We start from the raw sequence: 14275 nt of genomic DNA, 5'->3' as shown, positions 1-14275 counted from the left end.
AGTCTCACCGCATGACCGACGATCGCTGGGTTGCCCCCGCCGTACTGCTCGCCGTTGACCTGGTGATCCTGACGTTGCGCGGATCGCGGCTGCACGTGCTGCTCGTCGAGCGCGGCGTCGAACCGTACAGGGGCGCGGCGGCGCTGCCCGGCGGTTTCCTCGGCCACCTTGAGGAGGACCTCACCGCCGCCGCCCACCGGGAGCTGCTGGAGGAGGCGAACCTGGACGCCGAGACCCTGCCCTTGGAGCAGCTGGGTGTGTACGGCGAGCCCGGTCGTGACCCTCGCGGCAGGGTGGTGTCGGTGGCCTATCTGGCGATCGCACCGCGCCTGCCGGAGCCGACCGCCGGTACGGACGCGGCCGACGCCAGGTGGCAGCCGGTCGACCGGGTGCTCTCCGGAGAGCTGGAACTCGCCTTCGACCATCGGCGGATCGTCACGGACGGCGTCGAACGTGCCCGCGTCAAGATCGAGCACTCCGCGCTCGCGACGGCGTTCTGCGGGCCGATCTTCACGATCACCGAGCTTCAGGAGGTGTACGAGGCCGTGTGGGGCATCCCCCTCGATCCCCGGAACTTCTATCGCAAGGTCCAGAAGACCGATGGCTTCATCGTCCCGGTCGGGTCGGCGCGGAAGGCCGCGACCGGACGACCGGCCCGACTGTTCAAAGCCGGTCCGCGTGCGGTCCTGTATCCGCCGATGGTCCGGCCCGCCGAGTCGTCGAGCACAGAAGGAGCAGTGAAGTGAGCCGTCCCCCGATCGTGATCCTCACCGCGCTGGACCTGGAGTATCAGGCGGTCCGCGAGAGACTGGTCGATCCGCGTTCACATCGGCACCCGCAGGGCACCCGCTTCGAGGTCGGCCGGCTCGCGGACGGCCGGTGCAAAGTGGCCTTGGCCCACGTGGGCATGGGCAACCAGGCAGCGGCGGTGCTGGCCGAGCGCGCCATCGCCGAGTTCGCCCCGGCCGCCCTGCTCTTCGTGGGGGTGGCAGGCGCTCTGTACCCCCACATCGCTCTCGGCGACGTGGTGGTGGCGACGCGGGTCTACGCGTACCACGGCGGAACGAGCGAGGACGACGGCCTCAAGGGCCGTCCCCGCGCCTGGGACATCTCACACGCCGCCGACCAGGCCGCCCGGCACCTCGCCCGTGACGGTTCCTGGAAACGCCGTCTTCCCGCTGACGGTCATGGCTGCGAGGTGCGCTTCGCACCGATCGCCGCCGGTGAGGTGGTGCTGAACTCCAGGATCTCCGCGCACGCCCGCTGGATCCGGGAGCACTACAACGACGCTCAGGCGGTCGAGATGGAGGGCGCCGGGGTGGCGCAGGCCGGGCATCTGAACCGGTCGCTGCCGGTGGTCGTGGTCCGGGGCATCAGCGACCGGGCCGACGGCACCAAGGAGAGCACCGACCGCGAGTTGTGGCAGCAGCGGGCGGTGGCCAACGCGGCGGCGTTCGCCGTGTCCCTGGCCGAGGAACTGGCCGCCGAGGCGCGGGACGACGCCCGGCGTACGACGACCGAGACGAGGAGGCCGGCGATGCCCGAGACCGTCAGGAACGTCGCGAAGGGGAACGCGCGAGTGGGAGTGCAGGCCGGCACCGTGTACGGCGGAATCCGGATCACCCCGGAGCCCGCCCCGCCGGCCGACCTGGCGGAGGCGCTCACCGGTTTCCGCACCCGGCTCCAGCGGGCACGGGACGCCGGTCACCTGGACGACGACACCTATACGGCGGCGGAGGCGGAACTCGCCGTGGCCGACAAGGCGCTGGAGACCGACACTCCGCAGAGCCGGGGCACGCTGACGCTGGCGCTCAAGAAGCTGCGAGGGCTCATCGGCGACGTGGCGGAACTGGCCGCGGAGCTGGCGATCATCATCGGCCTGGCCCAGGGGCTGTCGTGACGGCTCCAGGCGCCTCCACGACGAACACCGCCGATGGTTCCGCGTATGTCGGAGCACAGGTGGGAACGGTCCATGGTGACCTTCATGCCTATGTGATATCCGCGGACGCCTCCCCCGAGGAGAAGTTCGAGGTCGGTGTCCGGTGCCTCGACGGTGACATGATCAGCCGGGCGTGGCGACTCATCAGTGAGGCCTTCATGGCCGGGTACCGCACCGACAAGGTCTGTTTCTATCGGCTACTCGCTCTGGTGAGCGGCAGGACCCGACGTGAACTGTCCAAGGAAGAGACCGCCGTGCTCCAGAAAGCGCTGAGCAGCCAGCACGTCGCCGGTGACGACGTGTGGGCGGAAGGGCTTGAGGTCCTCCACCGTCTGCTGGACTCCACGAGGAAGTCTGATGCGGACAGTCGCGTTCTCCTGAAGGAGGTCAACGAACTCGACCCGATCCAGCGCAGCTTGATTCTGCGGCACTTGGAGTCCTTCCTTGAAGGACCACTCAAGAACCAGATGTGGCACCAGGCATGGAGCCTGGCCGAAGAGAAGCGCATGGCCGGTGATCGAGCGGACCGGGTCTGGAAGTTCTTCGAACCAACGCCGGCCAGACCTCAGGCCCGCCAATCGCGGCCTCCCGTGATCCCCATGCCCGTCTGGATCCGGGCAGGGACGGCGACGGCCGTCTTCGCCATGGCGTGGATTCACATCGGCTACCTAGTGGTCCAGGCGGGCCGTATCTCCGCGTTCCTCGCCTACCTGCTCAGTGTTGCCTGCGGTTTCTTCGGCGCGCGTGACGGTGTGGAGTGGCGTTTCCGTGTCACACGGCGTCGCGCGAAGGACGAGGAGTACGGGACACCCCGGCCGCGTGCGACTAACGCGTCGCCTGGTGGCTTCGCACGGCAGGTGGAGCATCGCTTCGATCACTACTTCGCCATATACGTTCCACAAGGCGTCGACCGCGATTTTTGGCTGGCCACGACGGCGGGAATTCGCAGAAGCCTCCGTGACGAGGTGGTTACGGTCTATCGGGAGTCGAGGATCGGCGTCGAGAAGATCGCCTGGCTGATCCGGCATCGCGCCGGCGACGTCAGGACGCGATGGAAGAACGGCACGCTCTGGAGCTACCGCGACGAACTCACCACACCTCCGTCGGTGAAGGCGGTGACGGTCTTCGGGGCGACCGCCTTCGTCGCCGGAGGGCTTTGGGCGGTGGGTGTCGCGATGTCGACCGGCCCTCTGAGCGCGGCCGGTTCGGCGGGCGTCGCACTCGCGGGCGGGTGGATCGCCGTCCGCGCTTGGCTGTACATCATCCTGGAGCATCGCCGGTATACCGCCGACATGGTGGAGAGCATGCAGACGAAGGAGAGCGACGAGGTGGCCTTCGCCCGGTGGCGGGAGAAGCTGGCCGACAAGCCCAAGGACCGGGAGATGGCCGCTTGGCTGGACTACGACCGGAAAGTGCTGCTGAACAAAGCGTTACAGCACTATGAGCTGAAGATGAGTGACGTCATCGCTCACGCCTTCATCGAGACGCCCGCCGCTTCAAGCGCACGTGCTCGAGCGTTACGCGGCCCCTGGCGTTACAAGAAATATCGGCTCCTCATGTTCCTTCTCACCGCGGACGGGGTGCGGGAGCTCACCATCACGCTCGATTTCGAGCAGGGTTCGTTCCATATCCGGCGGCGGGCCAACTACAGCTTCGAGAAGATCGCGGCCGTACGGGTGAGCCAAGGAGACGACGGCGGACAGATGTTCGAGCTTGCGCTCGTCAACGGTCAGGAAATCCGTGTCGAGGCGACCGATCCAGGGCCCGAAGAACTCCAGCCGGGAGAAGAACCCAAGATGGTGTCCGAGGCGACGTTGGACGCCTCGGGCCTTCACCGTACCTTGCACATCCTGGAGGGGATCGCCGCCGAAGGGAAGGGGTGGATCACCCAGGAACACCACCGCGAGGGAAAGGAACGAGGAGCGGCGTGAAACCACAGGAGGCTTGAGGGCACATCCGCCCACCGGGCCCCACAATCGATCACCGCCATGAGCTCGCGCAGGTGACGGGGCCTCCACGGCGGGCGTTCCCGCGCGTGTTCCGCAGGGCGTAAATCCGGTGAACGCTCCCGGTCATCCCGCTAACGTGACCCGGGTGACGAAACCCCCCGAGCTCTACGTGGCCGTCAACGTGGAGGCGGACGGGCCCATTCCCGGCCCCTACAGCATGATCTCGCTGGGGATGGCCGTCGTCGGCCGTCCCGAGCTGACCTTCTACACCGAGCTCAGGCCCATCTCCGACGACTTCGTGCCGGAGGCCCTCGCGGTCTCCGGGCTCGACCGCGACCGTCTGGTGCGGGAGGCTCCGGCGGCCGAGGACGCCATGGCCGCGGCCGCGCGCTGGGTCAACGGCCTGCGCCGGATCGGCCGGCCGGTCTTCCTGGGCGGCCCCGCCGTCTTCGACGGCATGTTCACCCACTGGTACTTCCTCCGCTTTCTCGGCAAGAGTCCCTTCAACGCCTCGGGAGCCGGTCTGGACCTGCGGAGTTACTGGATGGGGATGACCGGTTGCGAATGGGCCGGTTCGCGCAAGAGCGAGATCAAGCAGCGCCTGAAGATCACGGACCTTCCGCATACGCACCACGCCGGCGAGGACGCCGCCGAACTGGCTCAGGTCTTCGACGCCGTGCTGAGCAGCCGCCGGGACGGCGAAGCCGCTCGGCACGAGGCGCAGCGGCCCTCTTCTCCTTGAGTTCCGGACCGCTTTCCTGGGCTCCGGGGACCGCCCCCTGAGCTCCGGACCGCGCCGCCGGCCACATCACCGCCGTCCGCCCGGCCCGGGCCCAGCCGCCAGGACACCCGCGCCGCCGGCGTACGGGATCGGCCTTTATCGCGGATGAAGCATGAAAGGAATTCCGTCAGTCGGCGGTCAGGCCCACAATGCCCATTTCGGCCCGTAGCTTTCCGTGTACACACAATTATAGGAGGTCCACCACCCCCACTGGATGCCGAGGTTTCCGCCATTGAGGCAGTCGGAGTAGAGGTAATAGACGTATCTGATGCTGTCGGCCTGAGCGGGGGCCGTCCCCACCGACAGCGTCAGGCCGGTGGCCAGTGCCGCGGTGACGGCCAGCGATCGAGCTCTGCCCATTTGACTCTCCCTCGGGTCTCGCGACGGACATCCTGGAAAGAATGACAGTGCCGCCCGCCCCCGGCGAGTCCCTGAATTCTCGCGGCGCTCCTGCGAAATCGTGACCTCGCCGGATATCGCCGGGGGCCTTCGACGTCTCTGAAACATTCACACGCGGGACGCCGACCCGGCACGGGGGATCCGAGCCGGCGGTCACCACGTCGTCGCGGCGGCGACCGGCCTCCTGCGGTGTCAACGCCGCCTGAAGGGTGCCCCTGACGCGATGGCCGCAGTACGGTCCGCCACCCCGATCAGGTTCCTCCCGGAGGTCACGTCGCGGTCCATGAAGAAGACGTCCCGGTTCCGCGGCGGCAGGGGTGATCGAGGACACGCCGGCGGAGGGCTTCGAGACGGGCGTCGTCCCGCCGTACAGGCGTCATGACCGAGGTGAGCGTCGGGGTGATCGGTGTGAACACGGCCGCCGGGGCGGTCAGCGCATTTCGCCTCACGGGCTGAATCGAAGGCGGATAGAGAGGGGACGCCGAATTGTTCCCGCAGCGGTGAATATCGTGAAGACGGCCGAAGTCGAGTAAAGTTGTGCCGCAACCACGGTCGGGGTCCCCGCTTGAGAACGGATGCCTATTTCGTGCTGCCCTTGGATTGGTGCACAACCGAGGCCGAGCGACTCGCCAAACGCCCTGAAACCACCGAGCAGTTCACCGAGGTTCGCTTCGGTGCAGGTTTCGGCCCATCCGGATTACCGCACATCGGGACGTTAAGTGAGATTGTCAGGACGGCGTTCCTCCAGCGCTCCTTCGGCGAACTGACCGGCCGGCCGACCCGGATCGTAATGGTCTCGGACGATCTGGACGCTCTTCGTAAAGTCCCGGAGTCCTTTCCCCGGCAGCGTATGCTCGCCGAGCATCTGGGCCTCCCCCTGTGCCGGGTGCCCGATCCGTTCGACGAGGCGGAGAGCCTGGCCGAGGGCGTCAACCGGCGGATGCTCGCTCTCCTCGCCGATTTCGAGATCGAGTGCGAGTTCGTCCGGAGTTCCACCGCGTACCTCTCCGGCGTCTACAACCCGACCATCCTCGAGTTCCTCGGCGCGTACGGCGCGGTGAACGAGCTGGTGGCCCGGTCCGTGGGCGTGATCCGCCGACGCTCCTACAGCATCTTCATGCCCATCTCGGAGGCCACGGGGCGGGTGATCGAGCACATCCGCGTGCTTGAGGTCGACCCATCGACCGGGACGATCACCTATGAGATCCCCGAGGACATCCTCATCCAGCGTCCAGGGGATGAGTACAGCGTCGAGCCGGACGAGTACTACGAGGGCGAGCCGATCGGGGTTCCGGCCACCGTCTCCGTGCTGGACGGCCGATGCAAGCTCCAGTGGAAGGCCGACTGGGCGATGCGCCTGATCAACCGGTCGATCGCCTACGAGATGCATGGGGACGACCTGGCGGATTCGGCGCGGGTGGTCACCCGGATCTGCGCGCATTTGGAACGGCCTGTCCCGAGCTTCTACAAGTACGGCCTCTTCCTCGATGATCTTGGCCGGAAGATATCCAAGTCCAGGGGAAACGGCTTCGACCTCGGCCAGGTCGACCGCTATCTCGACCGGGCGAGCCTCCTTGGGTTCCTTCGGCTCAAGCCGAAACGCAACCGCCGGTTCGCCCCTGTACTCGCGCCGGACCTCTGCGGCCCGGCCTATCGCAAGCTGCTCCGTATGATCACCGCCTGCAGCCCGGTGGATCTCTTCTCCGCCCGGGAGTTCGCTGTTCGCTACCTCGGGCGGGCACCCGCCGAGCTCGACCAGGTCTGGGCTTACTACTGCGACTTCGTCCGGTCCGCCCGCCCGCCGTTCGTCCCGGCCCCGAGCGAGGCGGAGTTCCTGCACGCCCTCGGCCATGAGCTGAGCGGGTTGAACGCCCCGATCACCGGCCGTGTGCTGCGCGCCCTGATTCCCGAAGGCCTCTACCCGATCGTCTACAAGGCGCTCACGGGCGCACCCCGCGGCCCACGGCTCACCACCTGGCTGGAGATCACCGGCCTTGAGCGGAGCGTCGATCTGTTGCGCCGTTGCGCGGCCCAGACCCTCTGAACCCTCACAGGAGTCGTACATGCAGGAGCGCGTCATCGACTTCGCCGACGTGGCGGAGCGGGCGTCGAAGTTCGCATCCGTCCTCCGGGAACGGGCGGAGAAGATCGTGGAGAGCCTGTCCGGATACGAATGCGCCGGCGTGGCGCTGGACGAGATCGACCGCTCTGTCGAACTGCTCGACAACCTCCATCGCAACCGCACCTACTTCCGCCGGCGGATCGGCGGTGTCACCAGTTTCCTGCCGCTGAACCAGCCGCTTTACGCGACGGCCTGTTTCGGGATCGTCCCCGCCCTCATGGCCGGGGAGGTGGCGGTCCGTCCGCCCACGGCGATGCAGCCGCACTATCGGGCACTCGTGGAGACCATCGAGCTCACCGGGTTCTTCCCGAACCTGCACGTCTCGTATGCGGGCAGGGAGGAGTTCGTCGCCGAGCGCGCTCGCACGACCGAGGCGATCATCTTCACCGGATCCCCGGAGAACGGGTTGAAGGTGCGGCGCCACTTCCGCAAGAAGACCCTGTTCATTCTCAATGGGGCGGGCCACAACCCCCTGGTCATCGCTGAGGACGCGGACGTCGAGGCCGCCGTCACCAGCGCTCTGCGCGTCGTGCTCTACAACCAGGGGCAGGACTGCGCCGGGCCGAACAGCATCCTGGTGCACACCGGCCGGACGGCGGAATTCCAGTCCAGGCTGCTGGACGAACTCCGCCGGATCGAGCCGCTGGTCGGCCCCTATGACGACCGCAGGAACATCGTCGGCCCGAACAGCGATCCCGACCACACGATCAGGGTCGCGCAGATGTTCCAGGAGAACAGGAGGTACTGCGTCCACGGAGGCGAGATCAACCCGGTCACCGGGCTGATCCGGCCGACGGTCTTCGTCCGCCCGTTGAGGGAGGGGGGAAACTTCCGTGAGTTCTTCGCGCCGGTCTTCTGCCTGCAGCCCTATGAGACGGACGCGGACCTGGCCGAATACTTTGAGGACGAGAAGTACGGGCCGAACGCGATGTACGTGTCGCTCTTCGGCGCCAGCCCGTACACGGAGTCGCTCGTGGACACCCGCTGGCACACGGCGGAGTCGATCCTGCGGGGAACCGACCTGCACCTGACCGAGAAGGGATACCTCCCGTACGGGGGTATGGGACCGGCCGCCTCGTGCGTCTACGTGAACGGTGAGCGGGTGGAGGGCGCCACGTTGCCCCAACGCGACATCTACCGCCATCTCGTCGAACCATCGCTGGCCGGTGCGGAATGACGATCGCGTCCGCCGTCCCGCGGGTCGAGGCGGCCGCCGCGATCGGAACGGCGGCCATGGTCGGCCTGGCCACGGGCTTCACCACGCCGCTCGTGTCGCTGAGGCTGGATTCGATGGGAACCGGGTCCAGCCTGGTGGGGCTCGTGGCCGCGATGCCCGCGGTGGGTTTCCTCGTCAGCGCGCCGTTGACCCAGGTCCTGGCCCGCAGGGTGCGAGCACGGCGCCTGCTGCTCGGCGGAACGGTCGGCTCGGCCGTCAGCATCCTCTGTCTGGCGCTCACCTCCGATCTGGCGGCCTGGGTCGTACTGCGACTGTGCATGGGCGTCGCCACCGGGATCCTTGTGATCATCGGTGAGACATGGATCAATGCGCTGGCGCCGGACTCGGCCCGGGGGCGGCTGGTGGCCGTCTACACCACCGTGTTCACCCTGTGCCAGACGGCGGGCCCCTCCCTGCTCGCAGCGCTCGGGCACGAGGGGGCGGCTCCGATCGTGATCGCCGCCGCCGTCCAGCTGACCGCGGTGATTCCGCTGCTCCTCGCCTCCTGCGTGATCAGCGGTCTCGACGTCGAGGACCGCATGAGCCTCCTCGGGTTCATGCGAGCCGCCCCGGTGATCGTCGTCGCGGTGCTGGCGTTCGCGTTCTTCGACAGCGCGGTGCTGACGTTCCTGCCGCTCTACGGTCTGGATCACGGCATGACGGTCGCGACGGCCTCGATCATGGTCACGATCGTGTTCCTCGGTGACACCCTCTTCCAGATCCCGCTGGGCTGGCTGGCCGACCGGTTCGACCGCCCCGCCCTGCACCGGTACTGCGGGCTGGGAATGCTGGCCGCGGCGCTCCTGCTGCCGTTCCTGATGGGAGCACCGATACTGCTGTGGCCCGCGCTGCTGGTGCTCGGTGCGGCGGCGGGCGGCATCTACACCCTGGGGCTCGTCCGAATGGGGGATCGCTTCAAGGGAGCGCGTCTCGCCACCGCCAACGCCGCGGCGGGCCTGGTCTGGGGGCTCGGCGGGGTGGCCGGCCCCCTGGCCGGCGGAGGCGTGATCGATCTGATGGGATCCGAAGGGCTGGTCGCGGTGCTGATCCTTCTGTCCTTCGCCTTCCTCACCGCCACTCGCGCCTCGATCCGTGACGGCGTGTCCGGGGGTCGATCGTGAAACCGTCCCGTGGTGAGGCGTGGGGTTGCGTCCGCGGACGCGGTGCATGAGCGGATCCCGGCGGTCACCCCGGCGGTGGAGTGCTTCCGGCCAGGGCGGCAGGTCACGTCCTCGCCGAACCGGTGGGGGCGATGAGCGGCGGAAGGACTGGGCGCCGGGCCCCACCCCACGCCTCCCGCCTGGCCGGCGTGTCCCAGGTCACGCTCACGACCGCGCGTACCGGGCACGCGGGGGAGGTGAAACCTTCAGGCCGGCACCGGCCGGAAGGCCATGCCCCGCCGGGGGCGGGCATGGGGATACGCTCGCCTGCGTCGTCCGGAACGACGGGAGAGGCGGTTGTGCCGTGCGGGAGGTACGGAGGGCCGGGCCCGGGGAGGCTGCCGAGGCCGCCGGGGTGCTGGCACGGGCCTTCGACGGGTACGCCTGGACGAGCTGGACGGTCGCCGCCGACCGGCACCGGGAACGACTGGCCGGGTTGTTCCGGATCACGGTCGAGGAGGTCGGCCTGCCGTACGGGGAGGTGTGGGCCGCGGACGGCGGCGACGGGCGGATGGCGGCCGTGGCGGTGTGGCTGCGGCCCGACCGCCCGGTGCCCGGCGAGGTCTGGCAGGGGCTCGCCGACCGGGAGGAGGAGCTCTCCGGAGACCGCCACGCGGCGATGCTCGCGGCGGAGTCCGCCTGCGCGGTGCTGCGGACCGGTGAGCCGTCGTTCGTGCTGGCCACCGTGGGCGTGCTTCCGGAGCGGCAGGGCGGCGGGGCGGGTACGGCGGTGCTGCGCCCCGGCTTGGCCGAGGCGGACCGCGTCGGCCTGCCCGCTGTCCTTGAGACCTCGTCCGAGGGCAACGTGCGCTTCTACCGGCGGCTGGGGTTCGAGGTGACGGGCGAGATCCGGGTGCCCGGCGGCGGCCCGCGCGTCTGGGCGATGCGCCGCCCGCCGGCTTCGCCGTCACGATGAGGCGCCCCGCTTCGTCATCATGAGGCGCGCCGTATCAGGCATCGCGTGGTTCGGGCGGGTTCTCCTCCCCGCCGCCGACAGACGCCGCGGAGACACGCGCCGAGTCGCGTAACCGCCGGGTTGGTGGTGAGATCGTGCCCGGTTCCAAAAGGGCGAATGCCCGGAACCGACACGAAGCTCACGTCCGGCTGTGAAAGGACCCGTCACGTGACCGACGAGACCGCGCTCAACGCGCTGCGCGAGGCGGCCCGCCTCTCCCCGGAGAACCTCCCGCTGCGGCGGCACCTGGCCGGCCTGCTGCTGGCGGCGGGCCGCTTCGCCGAGGCCGCGGACGAGCACCGGGCGGCGCTCGCGCTCTCCCCCGGCGACGTCGATCTCACGATCGGCCTGGCGGAGGCGTACGTCGGGCTGGGCGAGTACAACCGGGCGCTGAGAACGCTCGACCCGCTGGTGGACATGCCCGACCGCCCGATACGCATCGACATGCTCATGGTCAGGGCGGCGCTTCCGGTCAACAGACCGGGCGCCGTCCACTGGTACCGCCACGCCGTCGGCCGTGACCCGTCACAGGCCGACCCCGAGCTCGCCGCCCGGCTCGGCCTGGAGGACGCCCCGCCCGCCGCCCCGGTGCCGCAGGCTCCCGTGCCGCCCGCTCCGGCACCGGCCGCGCAGCCGCCCTCGCTGATCCCCGCCCCCGCAGCACCGGCCCCCGCCTCACCGTCCACCAACCCGCTTCCCCCGCTGATCCCCGCCTCGCCGCCACCCCCGTACACGCCGCCGCAGCCCGCGTACGGCGCGCCGTACGGCTCGGCGGAGGCGGAGCCGACCGCGGAGGTGGAGCGCTCCCGGGTGGACTTCTCCGACGTGGCCGGGATGGAGGAGGTCAAGGAGTCGCTGCGGATGAAGCTCCTGCTGCCGGTCATGCAGCCGGAGCTGTTCGCGGCGTACGGCAAGCGGGCCGGCGGAGGGGTGCTGCTGTACGGGCCGCCCGGCGCGGGCAAGACGCACCTGGCGCGGGCCGCCGCCGGTGAGCTGGGCGCGGCGTTCATCGACGTCGGGCTGGCCGACATCCTCGACATGTGGACCGGGTCGAGCGAGCGCAACCTGCGCGCGACCTTCGAGATGGCCCGCCGGAACCGTCCGTGCGTGCTGTTCTTCGACGAGGTGGACGCGCTCGCGGCCCGTCGTTCCGACATGCGCCAGGCCCACAGCCGGCAGATCGTCAACCAGTTCCTCGCCGAGCTCGACGGGGTGGACGAGCACGCCAACGAGGGGGTGCTGGTGCTGGCGGCGACCAACGCCCCCTGGTACATCGACGTGGCCTTCCGCCGCCCCGGCAGGTTCGACCAGATGGTGTTCGTGCCGCCGCCGGACGTCGCCGCGCGGGCCGCGACGCTCTCGCTGATGTGCCGCGACAAGCCCCTGGAGAAGATCGACTTCGACAGGGTGGCCAAGGCCACCGAGGGGTTCGTCGGCGCCGACCTCAAGGGCCTGGTGGACCGCGCGGTCGAGGCCAAGCTGCAGGAGTCGATCCGGGCGGGCCGGCCGGTCCCGCTGTCCACCCCGGACCTCATGGCCGCCGCGAGGACGATGCGGCCCACCGCCGTACGGGAGTGGCTGGGCACGGCGCGCAACTACGTGCTGCACGCCAACGAGAGCGGCGTGTGGGACGACCTGCTGCCCTGGCTGCGTGGTCTGCGGTGAGCACGACCGGTTTCGAGGGGTCCGGCCCGCGGGGCCCCGGTTCACAGGGCCCCGGGCCGCACGGCCCGGGGCTTCGAGGCTCCGGGGGCCCGGCGGCCTCCCCGGAGGACGGCCCGGCCGCGGCCGTGGAGCGGGCGCGGACCCTGCTGGAGCTGGGCCGCGCCGAGGCCGCCGAACGGGAGCTGCGCGGCGCGCTGGCCCTCGACTCCGGGCACGTGGTCGCGCACTGCCTGCTCGCGCTCGCCCTGATCTCCCGGCGGGCGGTGGACGAGGCGGTCGCCGAGGCCGCCGAGGCGGTACGGCTGGCCCCCGGCCACTGGTACACACACCACACGGCGGGCCAGGTCCTCTACCACGCGGACCGCTCGGAGGAGGCGCTGCGCGCCGCGCGGGCCGCGCTGGCGATCGACCATGACCAGGCGCAGATCTGGGAGCTGCTGACGCGGGTGCACGGGGACCGCGAGGAGTGGCCGCTGATGGCGCAGGCCGCCCGGCGGGGCCTGGCCCTCGACCCGCACGGCAGCCGGCTCGCCGGTCTCCTCGCGGTGGCCCTCGGCGAGCTGGGCGACCGGGCGGGGGCGCTGGCGGCCGCCTCCGACGCGGTGCGGCTCGATCCGGAGTCGCCGGCCGGGCACCTGGTGTACGGCCGGATCCACCTGGCCTTCGGCGCCGCCCGGGACGCGGCGCGGGCGTTCCGGGAGGTGCTGCGGCTCAGTCCCGGGGCGGACCACGCGCGGGAGCTGCTCGTGGTGGCGCTCAAGCGGCGCAACCCGCTGTACCGGGCGGTGTCGCGGCTGCCGGGCGGCCTGAGCGCCCGATGGATGCTCGCGCTGCCCCTGATCCCCCCGCTCATCGTCGTCTTCGTGCTGGTCGCGGTGGCCCACTGGACGATGTGGGTGGCCGAGTCGCTGGTCACGCTCGGGCTGGCCCGCGGCTCGTACACCCGGCTGCTGTTCCGGCGCGGCGAGGTGCGGTCGGCGGTTCTGTGCAGCGCCGTACTCCTCGCGGGCGCGGCGCTGCTGGGCACGGGCGTCGCCCTGTCGCAGCCGGTGACGGGCACGGCGGGCGCGGCGCTGCTGGCGCTGGTCACCCCGGTCCAGGAGGCGGCCCACACCGCCGCGCCGCGCGCCCGCAAGGTCCTCGCCGGGTGGGCGGGGCTGCTGGCGCTGACGATCGCGGTGTCACCGGCGCTGCCCGCGCTGTGGCCGGCCCTCCAGCGGCCGGAGAGCGTCCCGCTGCTGGCCGTGTGGGCGGGGCTGGGCACGATCTGGGTGGCCGCGGCGGTCCGGCGGCTGCTCGGCCGGATCCCCTCCCATGGGGTGGCCGGGCTCTGACCCTTCCCTCATCGATCACGTTAAGTGCCGAATCGATTACGAAAATCGTTCGAACGCCTGCGAGAACCGCCGTCGTACAGTGAAGATATGGGCATGCTGACTGTTGACCTCGACACCAGGGCGGAGAAGGCTCTGGACGAGTTGACCTCCGACGGCCGGTCGGTGAACGACGCCGTGCGAGAGGCACTTCTCATCGCCCAGCGTCTTCGCCGCATGGAGCTGGCCCAAATGGCAGCCGAGCGACTGGCCGGCGATCCGGCCGACAGGGCGGAAGCCGAGTCGATCATGAGGGACACGGAGCACCTGCGTGCGTGGTGACGTCTACCGGCTGCGTGCTCCTCGTGACGCCATGGCCCATGAGCAACGAGGCGAGCGCTTCGCCGTGATCCTTCAGTCCGATTTCCTCAGCCACCTCTCCACCGTGCTGATCGCTCCGACATCCACGGGTGCTTCTCCCGCGCCCTTCCGGCCCGAAGTCGAGCTGCTGGGCAAACAGACCCGTGTCATGGTCGAACAGACCGTGGCCATCGCACCGCATCGTCTCGGTGACTTCGCCGGACGGCTGGAGCCTCGCGAGCTGGAAGAGATCGACGAAGCTCTGCACACCGTCCTCGGGCTGCTGGTCTGATCGCCTGAACCTGTCACCCCACCAAGTCCTGGGTGAGGTCCGATACGGACAACCGGAAGGGCGGGGAAGCACGGTTGCGTCCACGGAGGTGGTGTATGAGTTTCCCCAGCTAGCAGGCGTGGCGCCG

Annotated in this window: 13 protein-coding genes; 12 read left to right on the top strand and 1 reads right to left on the bottom strand. The window is 69.8% G+C overall.

Features of this window, described 5'->3' with window-relative positions:
* The first annotated feature begins 11 nt into the window (after window positions 1-11).
* The 4 genes from AB0D67_RS14050 to AB0D67_RS14035 all read left to right on the top strand — a co-directional run bounded on the left by AB0D67_RS14050 (window position 12) and on the right by AB0D67_RS14035 (window position 4630).
* Window positions 12-746, top strand: coding sequence for an NUDIX domain-containing protein (locus AB0D67_RS14050; RefSeq protein WP_362933911.1), 735 nt, complete (start codon window positions 12-14; stop codon window positions 744-746).
* Entirely contained in the window at window positions 743-1900 is a 1158-nt protein-coding gene (locus AB0D67_RS14045) for a 5'-methylthioadenosine/S-adenosylhomocysteine nucleosidase (protein WP_362933908.1), read from the top strand. The genes AB0D67_RS14050 and AB0D67_RS14045 overlap by 4 nt, the downstream gene beginning before the upstream one ends.
* A gap of 59 nt (window positions 1901-1959) precedes the next feature.
* Window positions 1960-3870 carry a hypothetical protein gene (locus tag AB0D67_RS14040; protein WP_362933905.1) on the top strand — a complete coding sequence of 637 codons (1911 nt, stop codon included), beginning with the start codon at window positions 1960-1962 and terminating at the stop codon, window positions 3868-3870.
* A gap of 163 nt (window positions 3871-4033) precedes the next feature.
* A complete protein-coding gene (locus AB0D67_RS14035; protein WP_362933902.1) occupies window positions 4034-4630 on the top strand; it encodes an exonuclease in 597 nt (198 codons plus the stop codon).
* Between the two features lie 177 nt (window positions 4631-4807).
* Here the strand turns inward: AB0D67_RS14035 and AB0D67_RS14030 are convergent, their stop codons facing one another.
* Window positions 4808-5029: a hypothetical protein gene (locus tag AB0D67_RS14030; RefSeq protein ID WP_362933899.1), complete on the bottom strand. Its 222-nt coding sequence runs from the start codon at window positions 5027-5029 to the stop codon at window positions 4808-4810.
* 604 nt (window positions 5030-5633) lie between these two features.
* Here AB0D67_RS14030 and AB0D67_RS14025 point away from each other — a divergent pair.
* From AB0D67_RS14025 to AB0D67_RS13990, 8 genes are all read left to right on the top strand, one after another.
* Entirely contained in the window at window positions 5634-7112 is a 1479-nt protein-coding gene (locus AB0D67_RS14025; protein WP_362933896.1) for a hypothetical protein, read from the top strand.
* Between the two features lie 19 nt (window positions 7113-7131).
* A complete protein-coding gene (locus tag AB0D67_RS14020; protein ID WP_362933893.1) occupies window positions 7132-8367 on the top strand; it encodes an aldehyde dehydrogenase family protein in 1236 nt (411 codons plus the stop codon).
* The gene (locus AB0D67_RS14015; RefSeq protein ID WP_362933890.1) at window positions 8364-9527 is read left to right on the top strand and encodes an MFS transporter; all 1164 of its coding nucleotides are present in this window, start codon (window positions 8364-8366) and stop codon (window positions 9525-9527) included. The genes AB0D67_RS14020 and AB0D67_RS14015 overlap by 4 nt, the downstream gene beginning before the upstream one ends.
* 343 nt (window positions 9528-9870) lie before the next feature.
* On the top strand, window positions 9871-10482 hold the full coding sequence (locus tag AB0D67_RS14010; protein WP_362933887.1) for a GNAT family N-acetyltransferase: 612 nt from the start codon (window positions 9871-9873) through the stop codon (window positions 10480-10482).
* A 207-nt stretch (window positions 10483-10689) separates the two neighbouring features.
* Window positions 10690-12186, top strand: a complete 1497-nt coding sequence (locus tag AB0D67_RS14005) for an AAA family ATPase (RefSeq protein ID WP_362933884.1) — start codon at window positions 10690-10692, stop codon at window positions 12184-12186.
* Window positions 12183-13520 (top strand): tetratricopeptide repeat protein, encoded by a 1338-nt coding sequence (locus AB0D67_RS14000; protein WP_362933881.1) that lies wholly within the window; start codon window positions 12183-12185, stop codon window positions 13518-13520. Before AB0D67_RS14005 ends, AB0D67_RS14000 begins: the two co-directional genes overlap by 4 nt.
* A gap of 93 nt (window positions 13521-13613) precedes the next feature.
* Entirely contained in the window at window positions 13614-13838 is a 225-nt protein-coding gene (locus AB0D67_RS13995; RefSeq protein WP_362933878.1) for a hypothetical protein, read from the top strand.
* Window positions 13828-14148: a type II toxin-antitoxin system PemK/MazF family toxin gene (locus AB0D67_RS13990; protein ID WP_362933875.1), complete on the top strand. Its 321-nt coding sequence runs from the start codon at window positions 13828-13830 to the stop codon at window positions 14146-14148. The genes AB0D67_RS13995 and AB0D67_RS13990 overlap by 11 nt, the downstream gene beginning before the upstream one ends.
* Window positions 14149-14275 lie beyond the last annotated feature (127 nt).

The organism is Streptosporangium sp. NPDC048047, from assembly GCF_040653115.1.
In the GTDB taxonomy this organism is placed as follows: domain Bacteria; phylum Actinomycetota; class Actinomycetes; order Streptosporangiales; family Streptosporangiaceae; genus Streptosporangium.
The sequence above is the reverse complement of the archived record's forward strand: the minus strand, read 5'-3'. Positions and strand labels throughout refer to the sequence as shown.